Raw genomic sequence first — 15,881 nt, 5'->3', positions numbered from 1 at the left:
TGCATCGCCGCTCGATCGCACCTCTCGTTTGACATCGCACGGCAAATAGTGGCAGCAAATCAAAGGGAAGGAGGCGATCGATGGCACGCAAGGCGGAAAGCAACAACAGGCTGGACGATGCTGCCCGCGCTGGCTGGCTCTATTATGTTGCCGGCCGGACGCAGGACGAGATTGCGTCGATCATGGGGATTTCGCGGCAATCGGCGCAGCGCCTCGTGTCTCTGGCCATGGCCGAGCGGCTGATCAAGGTGCGCCTCGACCATCCGATTGCCGCGTGTCTGGAGACGGCGGCGCGGCTAAAGGATAAGTACGAGTTGTCCTACATCGACGTCGTGCCGAGCGATCCGGGGTCGGCCTCGGCGACAGTCGGCATAGCGGAGGCCGGTGCGGCAGAAATCGAGCGCTGGCTGAAATCGCCCGATCCGGTCGTCCTGGCGATCGGTACGGGGCGGACACTGAAGGCGACCATCGACCAGCTGCCGGTCATGGATTGCCCGCAGCACCGCATCGTCTCGCTCACCGGCAATATCCGGCTCGACGGTTCGGCTGCCTATTACAACGTCATCTTCAGCATGGCCGACACGATCAACGCGCGCCATTTTCCGATGCCCTTGCCGGTTCTCGTCTCCTCTGCCGAGGAGCGGGAAGTGCTCCACAATCAAAGCCTCGTGAAAATCGCGCTCGAACTCGGGGCGCAGGCCAATGCCGCCTTCGTCGGCGTGGGCGAACTCGGGCCGGACGCGCCGCTCTGCGAGGACGGCTTTCTCGCCCGGGAGGAAATGGCCCGTCTGATGGCGGCGGGCGCGGCCGGCGAGATTTGCGGCTGGATGTTCGATCACGACGGTGCGCTGCTCTCCGGCAGCATCAACGAGCGCGTCGCCTCTGTCCCGCTGCCGCCCCGCGATCGGGCGTCGGTCATCGGCATCGCCAAGGGCGGCCGCAAATACGAGGCCCTGCGCGCCGCCTTGAAGGGCCGGATTATCAACGGTCTCATCACCGACGAAACCACGGCCGAGTACCTTCTGAGCGTCTGAACGGCGAGCATGCTGGCTCGGAAGAGCGCGGCGTTCGCATGATCGCCCGCCTGTGGACGGGTCTTTCGCAACAAAAAATCCTGAGTGAAAACCGGTCGTTAGCGGATCCGCTGCGTTGCAGCAACGATTGCGGATTGACATTTTTCGGCAATGGGTGAGTAATTGCTCACGAGCGAAGCAAATGCTCATTTCTTCTGGGAGGAAGTCGATGAATTTGAGAACTTTCCTGCTGGGCACGTGCTCGGCAGTTGCTCTGGCAGGTCTGGCCCAAGCAGAAACACTGACCATTGCGACCGTGAACAATGGCGACATGATCCGGATGCAGAAGCTGACGGACGATTTCACGTCGAAGAATCCGGACATTCAGCTCGAGTGGGTGACGCTCGAGGAAAACGTACTGCGTCAGCGTGTGACGACGGATATCGCAACCAAGGGCGGCCAGTACGACATCATGACGATCGGCACCTATGAAGTGCCGATCTGGGCGAAGCAGGGCTGGCTCCTGCCGCTCGACAAGCTCGGCCCGGATTACGATGTCGACGACCTTCTGCCGGCGATCCGCAGCGGCCTCACCATCGACGGCAAGCTTTATGCGGCGCCGTTCTACGGCGAGAGCTCGATGGTCATGTACCGCAAGGACCTGTTCGAGAAGGCCGGGTTGACCATGCCGGACGCGCCGACCTGGGATTTCATCGCTGACGCGGCCCGCAAGATCACCGACAAGGACAATGAGATCTATGGCATCTGCCTGCGCGGCAAGGCCGGCTGGGGCGAGAACATGGCCTTCCTGACCGCGACCGCCAACGCTTTCGGCGCGCGCTGGTTCGACGAGAACTGGAAACCGCAGTTCGACCAACCCGAGTGGAAGAACACGCTCGACTTCTACGTCAAGCTGATGAACGACGCCGGTCCGCCCGGCGCCTCCTCCAATGGCTTCAACGAAAACCTGTCGCTGTTCCAGACGGGCAAGTGCGGCATGTGGATCGACGCGACGGTGGCCGCTTCCTTCGTGACCAATCCGAAGGAATCGACGGTTGCCGACAAGGTTGGCTTCGCGCTCGCTCCCGACACCGGTCTAGGCAAGCGCGGCAACTGGCTCTGGGCCTGGAACCTCGCGATCCCTGCCGGCTCGCAGAAGGCCGACGCAGCGCAGAAGTTCATCGCCTGGGCGACCGGCAAGGACTATCTGAAGCTCGTCGCCGAGAAGGAAGGCTGGGCGAACGTGCCTCCCGGCACCCGCACCTCGCTCTATGAGAACCCGGAGTACCAGAAGGCGGCGCCGTTTGCGAAGATGACGCTCGACTCGATCAATGCGGCTGACCCGAAGAACCCCGCGGTGAAGCCGGTGCCCTATGTCGGCGTGCAGTTCGTGGCGATCCCCGAGTTCCAGGGTCTCGGCACGGCGGTTGGTCAGGTGTTCTCGGCCGCGCTTGCCGGTCAGATGAGTGTCGACCAGGCGCTTGCCAGTGCGCAGCAGCTCACGACACGCGAGATGACCAAGGCCGGCTACATCAAGTGAGGCTCCCAAGGGCTGGAGTGCCGGCCGGCAACGGCCGGTGCTCCGGCAACCTCGGAGCGGGACGAGGCAAGGGGGACATCACCTTCCGCCCCCGTCCCGCTCTGCTTTTTTGGATGCTTCACGCGTCCGGCAGGCGCCAGGCGCTTGCCTCTCCTTGGAAACAGCGTTGACACCATACGGGGGACGCCATGGCGACCTTGCATACCCGCTCCGCCGCGCGGCTGATGATCGCACCTTCGGTGCTTCTGCTTCTGGCCTGGATGATCGTGCCGCTGGCGCTGACGATCTATTTCTCGCTCCTGCGCTATAACTTGCTGATGCCGGGAATGGAGGAGTTCGCGGGCCTTTCGAACTACACCTATTTCCTCACCGATCCGGCATTCTTCCAGGCGATCTTCAACACCCTCGCGATCGTTCTCGGCGTGCTCTTCATCACTGTAGCGGGCGGTATCGGGCTGGCGCTTCTGCTCGACCAGCAGATGTTCGGGCAGGGGATCGTGCGTATCCTGGTCATCGCGCCTTTCCTGATCATGCCAACCGTTGCTGCGCTCGTCTGGAAGAACATGTTCATGAATCCCGTGAACGGGCTCTTCGCCTGGCTCGCCAAGCTCCTCGGGCTGCAGCCCTTCGACTTTCTCGCCAACGCGCCGCTCCTCTCGATCATCCTCATCGTCGCCTGGCAATGGCTGCCCTTCGCGACGCTCATCCTGCTGACGGCGTTGCAGTCGCTCGACGAGGAGCAGAAGGAGGCCGCGCAGATGGACGGGGCCGGCGCCTGGAGCCGCTTCATCTATCTCGTCCTGCCGCACCTTTCGCGCGCGATCACCGTGGTCATCCTGATCCAGACGATCTTCCTGCTTTCGGTCTTCGCGGAAATCCTCGTCACCACGAATGGCGGCCCGGGCACGCAGAGCACGAACCTGACCTTCCTCGTCTACGCTCAGGCGTTGCTGCAGTTCGACGTGGGCGGTGCGTCGGCGGGCGGCATTATCGCGGTCATCCTCGCCAATATCGTCGCATTCTTCCTGATGCGCATGATCGGCAAGACTCTGGAGGCCTGATACCGATGGCACGCAACGTCTCGACTGGGCGCAAGCTCATCACCACGGTCGTCGCCTGGACGATCGCCATCCTGATCTTCTTTCCGATCCTCTGGACCTTCTTGACGAGCTTCAAGACGGAAGCCCAGGCGATCGCCTCGCCGCCGGTCTTCCTGTTCTTCGACTGGACGACCGAGAACTATTCCGAAGTGCAGAGCCGCTCGGACTACTTGAAGCACTTCATGAACTCGGTGGTCGTTTCCTTCGGCTCGACGCTGCTTGGGCTGCTAATTGCGATTCCCTCGGCCTGGGCCATGGCCTTTGCGCCGACCAAGCGCACCAAGGACGTCTTGATGTGGATGCTCTCCACCAAGATGATGCCGCCGGTCGGCGTGCTGGTGCCGATGTATCTCATGTTCCGCAATTGGGGCCTGCTCGACACGCGGACGGGGCTCGTGATCGTGCTGACGCTGATCAACCTGCCGATCATCATCTGGATGCTCTACACCTATTTCAAGGAGATCCCCGGCGAGATCCTTGAGGCGGCACGCATGGATGGTGCTTCCCTTGCCAAGGAGATCATCTATGTCCTGACGCCGATGGCGATCCCCGGCATTGCCTCGACGCTGCTCCTGAACATCATCCTCGCCTGGAACGAGGCGTTCTGGACCTTGAACCTCAGTGCTGCGAAGGCGGCGCCGCTCACCGCGTTCATCGCCTCCTATTCGAGCCCGGAGGGTCTCTTCTACGCCAAGCTTTCGGCGGCCTCGACGATGGCGATCGCCCCCATCCTCATTCTCGGCTGGTTCTCCCAGAAGCAGCTCGTACGCGGCCTCACTTTCGGTGCGGTCAAATAAGGACGGCGCGGCTCAAATAAGGATACGACCATGGGAAGCATCACACTCAAGAACGTATCGAAGGTCTTCGGCGCCCACGCCGTGATCCCGTCGATCGACCTCGATATCACCGACGGCGAGTTCGTCGTCTTCGTCGGCCCGTCCGGCTGCGGCAAGTCCACGCTTCTGAGGCTGATTGCCGGCCTGGAGGACGTCAGCGACGGCGAGATCATCATCGATGGCAGGAACGCCACTGAGCTGCCGCCGGCAAGGCGCGGCCTTTCGATGGTGTTCCAGTCCTACGCGCTCTATCCGCACATGAGCGTGCGCTCGAACATCGCCTTCCCCTTGAAGATGGCGGGCGAGGACAAGGCGGCGATCGACAAGAAGGTGGAGGATGCGGCCCGCGTGCTGAACCTTACCGACTATCTCGACCGCAAACCCCGCCAGCTTTCCGGCGGCCAGCGCCAGCGCGTGGCGATCGGCCGGGCGATCGTCCGCCAGCCGGAAGCCTTCCTGTTCGACGAGCCGCTCTCGAACCTCGACGCGGCGCTGCGCGTCAACATGCGGCTCGAGATCAGCCAGCTTCACCAGCAGTTGAAGACGACGATGATCTACGTCACCCATGACCAGGTGGAGGCCATGACCATGGCCGACAAGATCGTCGTCCTGAACCGCGGCCGCATCGAGCAGGTTGGCTCGCCGCTCGAGCTCTATCGCAGGCCCGACAATCTCTTCGTTGCAGGCTTCATCGGCTCGCCGAAGATGAACTTCATTTCGGGCGCGCAAGCGGCAAACCATCAAGCTCACACGATCGGCATTCGTCCGGAGCACCTAGTGCTTTCGAAAGACCATGGCACATGGCAGGGCACGGTAGGCGTGGCAGAGCATCTCGGCTCCGATACGTTCCTGCACGTGAATGCCGACGGCATCGGCACACTGACGGCGCGCGTCAGCGGCGACTTTGCCGTTACCCATGGCGATCGGGTCTTCCTCACGCCGGACCCGCAGCGCCTGCACAGGTTTGATGAAAAGGGAATGGCAATTCGATGAAACGTCTTGAAGGAAAGAGCGCGCTGATCACCGGATCGGCGCGGGGCATCGGCCGCGCCTTTGCCGAGGCTTATGTGCGCGAAGGCGCCACGGTCGCGATCGCCGACGTCAATATCGAGCGCGCGAAACAGACGGCTGCGGAAATCGGAGCTGCGGCCTATGCGGTCGAGCTGGACGTGACCCGGCAGGAGTCGATCGATGCGGCGATCGCCGCAACGGTCGAACGCGCCGGCGGGCTCGACATCCTCGTCAACAACGCGGCGCTCTTCGATCTCGCGCCGATCGTCGAGATCACGCGCGAGAGCTACGAGAGGCTGTTTTCGATCAATGTCGCCGGCACACTGTTCACGTTGCAGGCGGCAGCGAAGCAGATGATCACGCAGGGGCGGGGCGGCAAGATCATCAACATGGCGAGCCAGGCGGGCCGGCGCGGCGAAGCCCTGGTCGCGGTCTATTGCGCCACCAAGGCGGCGGTCATCAGCCTCACCCAGTCGGCCGGGCTCGACCTCATCAAACACCGCATCAATGTGAACGCGATTGCTCCCGGCGTTGTCGAGGGTGAGCACTGGGAAGGCGTCGATGCGCTCTTCGCAAAGTATGAAAACCGTCCGCTCGGCGAAAAGAAGCGGCTCGTGGGCGAGGCCGTTCCCTATGGCCGCATGGGCACTGCCGAGGATTTGACGGGCATGGCGATCTTTCTTGCCTCGTCGGAAAGCGACTACGTCGTGGCGCAGACCTACAACGTCGACGGCGGCAACTGGATGAGTTGAGGCCGGTCCGAAGGATGGGTTCTCGAAAGGAACGATAGGATGACGACCAAACTCTCGCTTGCCACGCTCGACGCGATCAAGGCCAACGCCGGCGTTCCGAATTATGATCGGCATGATCTTCGAGCCGGCATCGTCCATTTCGGCGTCGGCAACTTTCATCGCGCGCATCAGGCCGTCTATCTCGACGATCTATTCAATCTCGGGCGCGATCATGACTGGGCGATCATCGGAGCGGGCGTGCTGCCGTCGGACGAGATCATGCGCGCCAAGCTCGAGGCGCAGGATTTGCTGACAACAGTGGTGGAGCAGGACAACAACCGGACCGGCGCACATGTCACGGGCGCGATGATTGCCTATCTGAAACCCGGCGACACGCCGGCAATCATTGCCCAGCTCGCAAGCCCGTTCATCCGCATCGTGTCGCTGACGATCACCGAAGGCGGCTATTTCATCGATCCGGCCTCGGGCGTGTTCAATCCCACCCATCCGGCGATCGTCGAGGATGCGCAGAACCCGGCTGCACCGAAGACAGTCTTCGGGCTCATCCTGGCGGGTCTTGCCGAGCGCAGGGCCCGGGGGATCGCTCCGTTCACCGTCATGTCCTGCGACAATATTCCGGGCAATGGCGAGGTGACCCATGCGGCCGTTTCCGGCCTCGCGCGCCTCGCCGACCCGGCTTTCGCCGACTGGATCGATGCCAATGTCGCCTTTCCGAACGGTATGGTCGACCGCATTACGCCGGCGACCGGCGTCCGCGAAATCGGCATCGTCGCTTCGGACTACGGAATTGACGACGCATGGCCGGTCTTTTGCGAGGAGTTCAAGCAATGGGTGCTGGAGGACAATTTCCCTCAAGGTCGCCCCGCGCTCGAGGAAGTCGGCGTGCAGTTCGTACCCGATGTCGCACCCTACGAACACATGAAGATCCGCATCCTCAACGGCGGCCATGCGGCGATCGCCTATCCGGCGGCACTGCTCGACATTCATTTCGTGCACGAGGCGATGGAGGAGCCGCTGATTCGCTCCTTCCTGGCAAAGCTCGAGCACGAGGAAATCATCCCGGTCATTCCGCGGGTACCGAATACGGATCTCCGGGATTACTACAAGCTCATCGAGACGCGCTTCGCCAATCCGAAGATCGGCGATACGATCGCACGGCTGGCGCAGGACGGTTCGAACAGGCAGCCGAAATTCATCCTGCCGTCGACGGCCGATCGCCTGCGCCGCGGCGAGGACGTCACCGGACTATCGCTGGTCTCGGCGCTCTGGTGCCGCTACTTCGCGGGCAAATCCGACAGCGGCAAAGACATCGCCTTCAACGATGCGAGCGCCGACCGACTGCATGCGGCAGCACTTGCGGCCAAGGACGATCCGATGGCCTTCCTCGCGCTTTCCGACATTTTCGGAGAGGTCGCGCAGTCGGATCTATTTCGCCGTCGCTTCGCACATGCCTTGAAAACTCTTTGGGAACAGGGTACGCGCGCCACGCTGCAGCTTTATCTGGACGGCAAACTCGGGGATTAGCGCGATGGCGGAGCACGCCTCCAGGTTGGTGATATTCGACTGCGACGGCGTGCTGGTGGACAGCGAACCGATCTCGCTCGAAGTGCTGGTCGAGGCGTTGGATGCCGCCGGCGTCTCGATGACGACGGAAGAGGCGAGCGAGCGCTTCCTCGGCCGTAGCCTGAAGAGCATGTCGGCAATCCTGCACGATGAACACGGCCTTGCAACCGACGAAGTTTTCCTCGAAGGCATGCGGACCCGGCTCTATGCTCGCTTCCGCGAGGAGCTGAGGCCGGTTGACGGCATACGCCAGGCGGTCGAGGGGCTGGATATCGCCTGCTGCGTCGCTTCATCGAGCCAGCCGGAACGCATTCGGCTTTCGCTGACGGTGACGGGACTCCTCGATCTGTTCGAGCCAAATATCTTCAGCGCCAGCATGGTGGCGCGCGGTAAGCCGGCCCCCGACCTCTTTCTGCACGCGAGCGCCGAAATGGGCTACGAGCCGTCCGACTGCATCGTTGTCGAGGACAGTCCGGCCGGAATCGAGGCAGCCAAGGCCGCCGGCATGCGCGTCTTCGCCTTCGCGGGGGCCAGCCACGCCCGAAACGAGCGCCACCGGCGGGCGCTCGCAAGTCTTAATCCCGACGCTCTGTTTGACGATATGGGCGAATTGATACAGTTTGTCCGGCAATAGGGAGAGCGGGACGAGGCGACTTCCGGCCGCGCCGTCCTGGCGAACGCAAGATTCAACACCATCTCGGGACGGGGACTCCATTGATGCGCGAACATGTCGTGGCGGTCGATATCGGAACCGGCAGCGCGCGAGCCGGCGTCTTCGACCAGCGCGGCACGCTTCTGGCGCGGGCCGACCGGCCGATCGCGATGAACCGGCCGGAAGAAAACCACGCCGAACATGATTCCGAAGACATCTGGGCGGCGGTATGCGCAGCGGTGAGGGAGGCGCGGGAGAGGGCCCAGGTGTCCGCCGCGAGCATTGCGGCGATCGGCTTCGACGCGACCTGCTCGCTGGTCGCGCGCGACCGTGACGGTGCGCCGCTTTCGGTCAATCGCCAGGGTGAAGCGCGTTGGGACACCATCGTCTGGCTCGACCACAGAGCCTTGGCGGAAGCGGACTTCTGTACGGCGACGCAGCATCCGGTGCTCGACCATTCCGGCCGAGTGATGTCGCCGGAGATGGAAATGCCGAAGCTGATGTGGCTGAAGCGGAACCTTCCGCATCAATGGCAGAAGGCGGGCTATTTCTTCGACCTCGCGGACTATATGTCCTGGCGGACCACAGGGAGCACGGCCCGCTCGCGCTGCACGCTGACGGCGAAATGGAACTATCTCGCACACAGAGAGCGCGGCTGGCAGCAGGACTACCTCGACCGCATCGGCCTTGAAGACCTTCTAGACCGCGGCGGATTGCCCGAAGAGACGCTGCCGGTGGAACGCGCCGTCGGAAACCTGACGGCTGATGCGGCGGCGGAACTTGGGCTCGATACCGAATGCCGGGTCGCGCCTGGTTTGATCGACGCCTATGCGGGAGCGCTTGGTGTGCTTGGCGGATTTGCGGGCGATCCGGAAAAGCTCGAACGTCAGCTTGCGCTGATCGCGGGAACATCGAGCTGCATCGTCGCCTTCTCGAAGGAGCTGAAGCCGGGTTTCGGCATGTGGGGCCCCTATTTCGAGGCGGTATTGCCCGGGCTGTGGCTGATCGAGGGCGGTCAATCGGCGACGGGAGCGCTGCTCGACCACATCGTGCGCGTGCACGGAGGCGGGCTCGTTCCTTCGGTTGATACCCATCGACAAATCATCGACCGCGTACAGGAGCTGCGCGCCATTCATGGCGTCGACTTTGCCGATCGCCTCCATGTCCTTCCCGATTTTCACGGCAACCGTTCGCCCCTTGCCGATCCGCACGCGCTCGGCGTGATCAGCGGCCTTGCTCTCGACTCCTCCTTCGACGGGCTTTGCCGCCTGTACTGGCGGACCTGCGTCGCGATCGCGCTCGGCATTCGCCATATCCTCGAAATGATGAAGGAAGCGGGCTACCAGCTCGATACGCTGCACGTGACCGGCGGTCACGTGCGCAACCCTCTGTTGATGGAGCTCTATAGTGACGCCACGGGCTGCCGCGTCGTCGCGCCCGAGACCCCGGATGCGGTCCTGCTCGGCACGGCAATGACGGCGGCCGTCGCGGGGAAGCTCTATCGTGACCTGGCTGGGGCCGGTGACGCAATGTCCTCGGGCGGAAAGGAACGACTTCCGAATCCGGCCTTGCGTCACGTCTACGACCGGGATTACCGGCGTTTCCTTGCGCTTTACCGACATCGCGCCGAGCTGGAGTCGATGGAATAGAGTGGCTGCCACTCGCCATCGTCCCATCGAATTTTTTCGGGAACTTTTTTCTTTCTCGTGAATTATTGGCGATAACCGGACGGTGACGCACATGGCCCCCAATGTGACGTCGGAGGCATACCGCCGGTTGCCAACTCACATCCCCCCTCAGTGAGTTGCTTAAGCTCAGCCAGTGCCCTTTCCCTCGGCACTGGCTGTTTTGCGTCAGGATGGGGCTAATCATGTCATCCCGGAAATGTGCGGCGGTTGGATAACAGCGCAGACGCCCGAAGCGCGACGCAAGAATTCGTGGAATACGCGCGCTACTGCATGTGTCCTTAAATCGTACCCGATTTAAGGACAAAAACATGCAGCAATTCAAAGTGCTACAGCGTCCCTTGTGCGTCTGAAAAGACGCACGGCGCAGTAGAAAAGGCGTTCAGGCAGCAGCCCTAGTTGCCTCATTGAAGAACAGCGCTTGGCTGATCAGGGCTTTCACCATTTCCGGATTGAAGGGCTTGGTGACCAGGAAAGTGGGCTCGGGCCTCTCGCCGGTCAGAAGCCGCTCCGGGAAGGCAGTGATGAAGATCACCGGGACCGCGTGGCTTTTCAGGATCTCGTTCACCGCATCGATGCCGGAACTGCCGTCGGCGAGCTGGATGTCGGCGAGGACCATGCTTGGCTTTGTCGACTTGAAGAGCGCAACGGCTTCGTCCTTGGTGCGTGCAATGCCGGTCACGCGGTGGCCGAGGCTTTCGACCATCTGTTCGATGTCGATCGCAATCAGCGGTTCGTCCTCGATGATCATGATGTCGGTTGCAACCTGGCGGGAGATTTCCTGGGATGCGCGGTCAAGGAGATCAGTGAGTTTTGCAATATCGACGTCGAGCACTTCGGCAGCCTCTTGCGGGCTGAAGCCCTCTACCGAGACGAGGAGGAAGGCCTGCCGGGCAAGCGGCGACACTGCAGCCAGGTTGACGGACGCCCGCTGTTCCCAGGCGAAGGGAGAAACCGGTTCGGGGATCAGCACGGATGACGAGCCGAAGAGCGATGTGAAAAGCCGAAACAGCGCAACCCTGTCGCTGCTAGCGCCAGGAAAGATCGACGTGTCGGCTATCAGGGCCTCCAGCACCGCCGCGACATAGGCATCGCCTGAGGTCTGAGATCCGGTCAGGGCGCGTGAATAGCGGCGAAGGTAAGGAAGGAATGGAGCAATCCGCGTGGACAGTGTCATGCAGGGTGTCCCTCAATTCATGTATCAATGCTGGTATTTATGCTGATGCCTCGCGGAAACGTTCCGCCGAAAAAAAGGTTCCGCCGGGGAACATTTCAATTTTCTGCTGCGTTATGGTGCAGGCGAACTTTCAAGGGCGACAGCTACAACAATGAGATATACTTCAGGGGTAGGGCGGACGATCGGCCAAAGTCCATCGGGCGACGATCCGAATGTACAGATTGCGGTAAAATTGAAAGCCCTCTATCAGTCGGTGCAGGAGGAAGCGATACCGGCCCGCTTTCTCGATCTTCTGGAAAAGCTGGAAGCCGCGGAGCGACAATCGATTCCGCACGGCAAGGAGTAGGCGCCGGATGCCATCCGAAAACCAAGAGTTCAAGCGTGAGATGCTTGCCGCGCTACCGAGCCTGCGCGCCTTCGCCATGTCGCTGATAGGGCGCCATGACCGCGCCGACGATCTCGTGCAGGACACCATCATGAAGGCCTGGGCCAAGCAGGACCACTTCGAGATGGGCACCAACATGAAGGCATGGCTCTTCACCATCCTGCGCAACGAGCTCTATAGCCAGATGCGCAAGCGCGGCCGCGAGGTCCAGGACAGCGACGGCCATCTGACGGAGACACTTGCCCATCACCCCGAGCAATATGGTTCGCTCGATCTGCAGGATTTCCGACGGGCGCTCGACCAGTTGCCGCCGGACCAGCGCGAGGCGATCATCCTTGTCGGCGCATCGGGCTTTTCCTATGAAGAGGCGGCCACGATTTGCGGCTGCGCGCTCGGTACGATCAAGAGCCGCGTCAACCGCGCTCGCCAGCGCCTGCAGGAAATTCTTCAAGTGAAGGGCGAGAACGACTATGGGCCGGACGAAACCTCCGCCCCGATCACGTCGCGTGCCTTCGTTTCCTGATCCGGCGTGCCTTCCGCTCCAAGCCACTCCTTCTGTCCGATGTTCGGGTGCGGAGAGTTGCCGCGGTATCCGCAATTGCTGCATAATTTGCCCTTAAATCGGTGCCGATCTAATGATCCGGCAGGCGTTCCGGCCGCCTCCGCGGCTTGGCCGGGTAATCCTCTGCCGCAATCGGATTTTCTTGGGTTCAGATCGTATGCATGAAAAGACAGAGGCGATGCTTCCCGTGACCGAGGTGCTCGACGCCCCGGAACGGCTTGGCGCTCTTTACGCCGCCGTTCCGGATATGGCGATACCGGATGGGGATTTCGAAGGGCTGGCGCGGCTTGCGGCGAGCCTGTTCGACGCTCCGATCGCCCTCGTCAGCCTGGTCGATCGTGAATGGCAATGGGTCAAGGCGGCAGTCGGCACGACGGAAGCGCGTTTTCGCTCGGAGGAATCCTTCTGCATCCATACGATCACAGAGGCCGACGATCACGCCTTTGTCGTACTCGACGCCTCCCGCCATCCGGCGTTCCGCTCCTGGCGAAAGGTCGCGGGAGCGCCGTTCCTGCGGTTTTATGCGGGCGTCGCGATCGTTCTGGACGGCCAGGCAGTGGGTACGGTCTCGGTTCTCGATGTCGCGCCGCGCCTCGAGGTCACGGCAAAACAGCAGGACGAGCTCAAAAAGATCGCCGGCATCGCCGCCTCTATGCTCAAGCTGAAGGAGGAGGCGCGCCGGCGAGCGCTCAAGGAAGCCGCACTCTCGCGCGAGGAGCAGCGGCTTGCCATGGCGCTTGACGCCGCCAATGTCGGTAGCTGGCTCTGGGACATTCGCTCAGGCACGGTCGCCGGAAACGGCGCGATGATGCGCATGTTCGGGCTTCCGTCGGAGCGGACGATCGCCGCCAAGGCCGTTTTCTCGGCCATCCATCCCGAGGATCGCATCCCGACCTTCTCGAAGCTGCGGCAGGCAATGGCGGCCAACGAGGAATATGACGGCATGTTTCGCATCGGCGCGAACGGGCGGTGGCTGCTCGGTCGCGGACGCGTGCACGACCGCGACAGCAAGGGCGCACCATTGACCTTTCTCGGCATGACGGTCGACGTCTCCGAGCAGCAGGCCGCCGTTCAACGAACACGGCTCCTGCTCAAGGAATTGAACCACCGGGTCAAGAACACGCTGGCAATGTTGCAGTCGCTTGCACGCCAGACGCTTCGCCAGACCAGCGACCCAGCAGCATTCATGACCGCTTTTGCCGGCCGGCTTCAGGCCATTTCCGAAGCCCATGGGCTCCTGTCCGATTATGAATGGGGTACGATCCGCCTGGCGGAGCTGATCTCCAAGCAGTTGCTGCCCTATGTCAGCGACTATGGCGAGCAGGTCGAACTGCACAAGGACGAGATATCGCTGGGTCCGGACCAGGCGGTAGGGCTTGGGCTGGTGCTGCATGAGTTGGCCACGAATGCGGTGAAGTACGGCGCCCTCTCGGTGCCGAAGGGCAAGGTCGTGCTGACTGCGCGCCGCGTCGTCGAGGATGGCGAGTCGGTGCTGCACCTGACATGGACCGAAGTGGGCGGACCTGCGGTTCGCGAGCCACGGCGACGCGGCTTCGGCTCGATCCTGATCGAGCGCAGCCTGGACAAGGTCATCGGCAGCTCGGTGAAGGTCGAATATTTGCCCGCCGGCGTTACGGCGCTCATCCGGCTGCCGCTGTAGCGCATTTCGGCGGTCGAGAACGAGTTCACCGTCGTTCCCTGCGTCGCCGACCCTTCCCGAGCCCAAGAAAGGCGCCGACGGCAATGGCGGTCGCGACGCCGAGAAGGGGCTGCCTGCGCAGGATGTTTGTAGTGGCGATCAGCGCCAGATTCGCCTGCAGTGCCGAGCGACGGCGGCGTTCCTCGGCAAGCCGGCGGTCGCGGGCGGAAAGGCCCGCCATGATGGCGAAGAGGATCAAGGCCGCTACCACGAGTGCGATCGCGATCGAGACGGTGGCGGCGACCGGCGAATAGCGTTCGGCGAGGAACAGCGCGACGGCCACGAGGGCGAACACATAGGCAGTGCCGAGCAATACGGCGATGATGATCCACAAGACGGCGTTGCGTCTGTAGCGTGAGGTGGCGGCGGCGACGTCGACCGCGAGCAAGGCAGACAAGGCAGTCCCGAGCGTTCCCATGGAATTACTCCCGATCACACGAGATCACGACGACTTTGCATCCGCCAACGTGAAAGCGCGGGATCGCGGGCGGGAGCCGGCGCATCTTTCTTCGCCGGTTCCGTTTCATTTCCGTCGGCGTTTTTCGGGTGTCCGCCCGAGATCGTAGCTGCCAGCTCATCGGCGCAGGAGCGCTGCAGCGATAAGCCCGATTGCCGCGGCGGCACCGACAGTGGCGATCGGATGTTCGCGCATCGCTCTGCGGATTTCCCTTTCGGTATCGGCGTAGCGGCTGCGGAGATCGGAAAGCATCTGCTCGCCGCTTGCCAGTAGATCCTGCAGGTCGGCTTCGGCCTGCTCCCGAGCGCCTCGCGCCCTGGTCTTGACGTCGGCAACGCCGCGGTCGGCGATCAGTGTGGCGAGCTTTGCGATGTCCTCGCGAACCTGCTGGAGCTGGTCTTCGATCGACGTGTCGCTCGCGCCACCGTTGCGTCTCCTGGTGCTCGAGCTTGAGAAGAGGCCTGTCGCCATCTGTCTACTCCCTTGCTGGCACGCCGGCCAAGTTGGCCGGCGCGTGATCGAGGCGTGCAAATCGGTATGGAACGCAAACGCCCATACGTCGCCGATGCGGTGCCCGCACCGGCGTTGGGGAACAACGCGTGAAGATGGAATTTGTTTCGATAAATCTTGACGTTGCCGCGGGCGCGCCGCCAGAGTTTAAACGGCTGCGGACTGCGGCAGCACGAAGGGCATATCGCGTCCAGGCGCGACGCTCACCCGCATCCGGCACCCGAATACGGCTTCCATGGTCTCGTCGGTCAGGACGTCTCTTGGCGCTCCGCGCGCGCGGATGCGGCCCGCCTTCATCATCACGATCTGATCGGCAAACATCGCCGTAAGGTTGAGATCGTGCATCACCGCGATGACGCCACCGCCTTCGGTGCAGAATTGCCGTGCTAGCCGCATGATCGTGAGCTGGTGGCGGATGTCGAGGCTCGATACGGGCTCGTCGAGAAGGAGATAGCGCGGCTCGCCGTCGGTAGCGGGCGCGGAAATCTGGCAGAGGACGCGCGCAAGCTGGACGCGCTGCTGTTCGCCGCCCGACAGCTCCTGATAGAAGCGCCCTGAAAAACCGGCGAGGTCGACCGCCTCGAGCGCCTCGTCGGCGACCCCATCATGACTGGGGGTGTCGGCGCTGCCGCCTGCCGAAAGGCCGAGGCGCACGATCTCGCGGACCGTGAACGGAAAGGAAATTACGGTCGATTGCGGCAGGACTCCGCGTTTCAGCGCGAGTTCCCACGGCTTGAAGCTTGCGATATCGCGACCGTTGATGGTGACCTTGCCGGCGGACGGGACAAGTTCGCCCGAGGCCACCTTCAGGGTCGTCGTCTTGCCGGACCCGTTCGGGCCGACGATCGCGGTCATGGCGCCGGGCACGGCTTCGAAAGAAACGCCGTGCAGCACCTGCCTGCCGGCAAGGCGGACGGAAATGTCGGATGCCCTGATCAT

Annotated in this window: 16 protein-coding genes; 12 read left to right on the top strand and 4 right to left on the bottom strand. The window is 62.5% G+C overall.

Going from position 1 to position 15,881, the window contains the following annotated elements; genetic code table 11:
• Positions 1-80: 80 nt before the first annotated feature.
• The 9 genes from AYK65_RS12245 to AYK65_RS12205 all read left to right on the top strand — a co-directional run bounded on the left by AYK65_RS12245 (position 81) and on the right by AYK65_RS12205 (position 10,116).
• Positions 81-1,034: a sugar-binding transcriptional regulator gene (locus AYK65_RS12245; protein ID WP_046119702.1), complete on the top strand. Its 954-nt coding sequence runs from the start codon at positions 81-83 to the stop codon at positions 1,032-1,034.
• Between the two features lie 208 nt (positions 1,035-1,242).
• Entirely contained in the window at positions 1,243-2,553 is a 1,311-nt protein-coding gene (locus AYK65_RS12240; protein WP_046119703.1) for an ABC transporter substrate-binding protein, read from the top strand.
• Between the two features lie 188 nt (positions 2,554-2,741).
• Positions 2,742-3,614, top strand: a complete 873-nt coding sequence (locus AYK65_RS12235) for a carbohydrate ABC transporter permease (protein WP_026618085.1) — start codon at positions 2,742-2,744, stop codon at positions 3,612-3,614.
• A 5-nt stretch (positions 3,615-3,619) separates the two neighbouring features.
• Positions 3,620-4,450 (top strand): carbohydrate ABC transporter permease, encoded by an 831-nt coding sequence (locus AYK65_RS12230; protein ID WP_026618748.1) that lies wholly within the window; start codon positions 3,620-3,622, stop codon positions 4,448-4,450.
• A 30-nt stretch (positions 4,451-4,480) separates the two neighbouring features.
• Complete coding sequence (locus tag AYK65_RS12225; protein ID WP_026618083.1) at positions 4,481-5,482, top strand: ABC transporter ATP-binding protein; 1,002 nt, start codon at positions 4,481-4,483, stop codon at positions 5,480-5,482.
• A complete protein-coding gene (locus AYK65_RS12220) occupies positions 5,479-6,252 on the top strand; it encodes an L-iditol 2-dehydrogenase (protein ID WP_046119706.1) in 774 nt (257 codons plus the stop codon). The genes AYK65_RS12225 and AYK65_RS12220 overlap by 4 nt, the downstream gene beginning before the upstream one ends.
• 39 nt (positions 6,253-6,291) lie before the next feature.
• Positions 6,292-7,776 (top strand): mannitol dehydrogenase family protein, encoded by a 1,485-nt coding sequence (locus tag AYK65_RS12215; protein WP_046119707.1) that lies wholly within the window; start codon positions 6,292-6,294, stop codon positions 7,774-7,776.
• A 4-nt stretch (positions 7,777-7,780) separates the two neighbouring features.
• The gene (locus tag AYK65_RS12210; RefSeq protein ID WP_026618080.1) at positions 7,781-8,449 is read left to right on the top strand and encodes an HAD family hydrolase; all 669 of its coding nucleotides are present in this window, start codon (positions 7,781-7,783) and stop codon (positions 8,447-8,449) included.
• Between the two features lie 83 nt (positions 8,450-8,532).
• Complete coding sequence (locus AYK65_RS12205; RefSeq protein WP_046119708.1) at positions 8,533-10,116, top strand: FGGY-family carbohydrate kinase; 1,584 nt, start codon at positions 8,533-8,535, stop codon at positions 10,114-10,116.
• Positions 10,117-10,534: 418 nt separating this feature from the next.
• On the opposite strand, the gene AYK65_RS12200 is transcribed toward AYK65_RS12205, so the two are convergent.
• On the bottom strand, positions 10,535-11,329 hold the full coding sequence (locus AYK65_RS12200) for a response regulator (protein ID WP_026618754.1): 795 nt from the start codon (positions 11,327-11,329) through the stop codon (positions 10,535-10,537).
• A 151-nt stretch (positions 11,330-11,480) separates the two neighbouring features.
• Here AYK65_RS12200 and rsiA1 point away from each other — a divergent pair, with 151 nt between their 5' ends.
• The 3 genes from rsiA1 (at position 11,481) to AYK65_RS12185 (ending at position 13,936) form a co-directional block, all read left to right on the top strand.
• Positions 11,481-11,675 (top strand): anti-sigma factor RsiA1, encoded by a 195-nt coding sequence (rsiA1, locus tag AYK65_RS12195; protein WP_026618077.1) that lies wholly within the window; start codon positions 11,481-11,483, stop codon positions 11,673-11,675.
• A 7-nt stretch (positions 11,676-11,682) separates the two neighbouring features.
• Positions 11,683-12,237, top strand: coding sequence for an RNA polymerase sigma factor (locus tag AYK65_RS12190; RefSeq protein ID WP_026618076.1), 555 nt, complete (start codon positions 11,683-11,685; stop codon positions 12,235-12,237).
• Positions 12,238-12,433: 196 nt separating this feature from the next.
• Complete coding sequence (locus AYK65_RS12185; protein ID WP_081158530.1) at positions 12,434-13,936, top strand: sensor histidine kinase; 1,503 nt, start codon at positions 12,434-12,436, stop codon at positions 13,934-13,936.
• 25 nt (positions 13,937-13,961) lie between these two features.
• Here the strand turns inward: AYK65_RS12185 and AYK65_RS12180 are convergent, their stop codons facing one another.
• From AYK65_RS12180 to AYK65_RS12170, 3 genes are all read right to left on the bottom strand, one after another.
• Entirely contained in the window at positions 13,962-14,393 is a 432-nt protein-coding gene (locus AYK65_RS12180; RefSeq protein WP_026618074.1) for a hypothetical protein, read from the bottom strand.
• A 156-nt stretch (positions 14,394-14,549) separates the two neighbouring features.
• A complete protein-coding gene (locus AYK65_RS12175) occupies positions 14,550-14,903 on the bottom strand; it encodes a DUF883 family protein (RefSeq protein WP_026618073.1) in 354 nt (117 codons plus the stop codon).
• 186 nt (positions 14,904-15,089) lie between these two features.
• A complete protein-coding gene (locus AYK65_RS12170) occupies positions 15,090-15,881 on the bottom strand; it encodes a heme ABC transporter ATP-binding protein (RefSeq protein ID WP_026618072.1) in 792 nt (263 codons plus the stop codon).

The organism is Ensifer aridi (assembly GCF_002078505.1).
In the GTDB taxonomy this organism is placed as follows: domain Bacteria; phylum Pseudomonadota; class Alphaproteobacteria; order Rhizobiales; family Rhizobiaceae; genus Sinorhizobium; species Sinorhizobium aridi.
The sequence above is the reverse complement of the archived record's forward strand: the minus strand, read 5'-3'. Positions and strand labels throughout refer to the sequence as shown.

Coding starts and splice junctions, on each gene's coding strand:
- AYK65_RS12245 (WP_046119702.1), top strand. CDS start 81: ATGGCACGCAAGGCGGAAAGCAACAACAGGCTGGACGATGCTGCCCGC.
- AYK65_RS12240 (WP_046119703.1), top strand. CDS start 1,243: ATGAATTTGAGAACTTTCCTGCTGGGCACGTGCTCGGCAGTTGCTCTG.
- AYK65_RS12235 (WP_026618085.1), top strand. CDS start 2,742: ATGGCGACCTTGCATACCCGCTCCGCCGCGCGGCTGATGATCGCACCT.
- AYK65_RS12230 (WP_026618748.1), top strand. CDS start 3,620: ATGGCACGCAACGTCTCGACTGGGCGCAAGCTCATCACCACGGTCGTC.
- AYK65_RS12225 (WP_026618083.1), top strand. CDS start 4,481: ATGGGAAGCATCACACTCAAGAACGTATCGAAGGTCTTCGGCGCCCAC.
- AYK65_RS12220 (WP_046119706.1), top strand. CDS start 5,479: ATGAAACGTCTTGAAGGAAAGAGCGCGCTGATCACCGGATCGGCGCGG.
- AYK65_RS12215 (WP_046119707.1), top strand. CDS start 6,292: ATGACGACCAAACTCTCGCTTGCCACGCTCGACGCGATCAAGGCCAAC.
- AYK65_RS12210 (WP_026618080.1), top strand. CDS start 7,781: ATGGCGGAGCACGCCTCCAGGTTGGTGATATTCGACTGCGACGGCGTG.
- AYK65_RS12205 (WP_046119708.1), top strand. CDS start 8,533: ATGCGCGAACATGTCGTGGCGGTCGATATCGGAACCGGCAGCGCGCGA.
- AYK65_RS12200 (WP_026618754.1), bottom strand. CDS start 11,329: ATGACACTGTCCACGCGGATTGCTCCATTCCTTCCTTACCTTCGCCGC.
- rsiA1 (WP_026618077.1), top strand. CDS start 11,481: ATGAGATATACTTCAGGGGTAGGGCGGACGATCGGCCAAAGTCCATCG.
- AYK65_RS12190 (WP_026618076.1), top strand. CDS start 11,683: ATGCCATCCGAAAACCAAGAGTTCAAGCGTGAGATGCTTGCCGCGCTA.
- AYK65_RS12185 (WP_081158530.1), top strand. CDS start 12,434: ATGCATGAAAAGACAGAGGCGATGCTTCCCGTGACCGAGGTGCTCGAC.
- AYK65_RS12180 (WP_026618074.1), bottom strand. CDS start 14,393: ATGGGAACGCTCGGGACTGCCTTGTCTGCCTTGCTCGCGGTCGACGTC.
- AYK65_RS12175 (WP_026618073.1), bottom strand. CDS start 14,903: ATGGCGACAGGCCTCTTCTCAAGCTCGAGCACCAGGAGACGCAACGGT.
- AYK65_RS12170 (WP_026618072.1), bottom strand. CDS start 15,881: ATGATCAGGGCATCCGACATTTCCGTCCGCCTTGCCGGCAGGCAGGTG.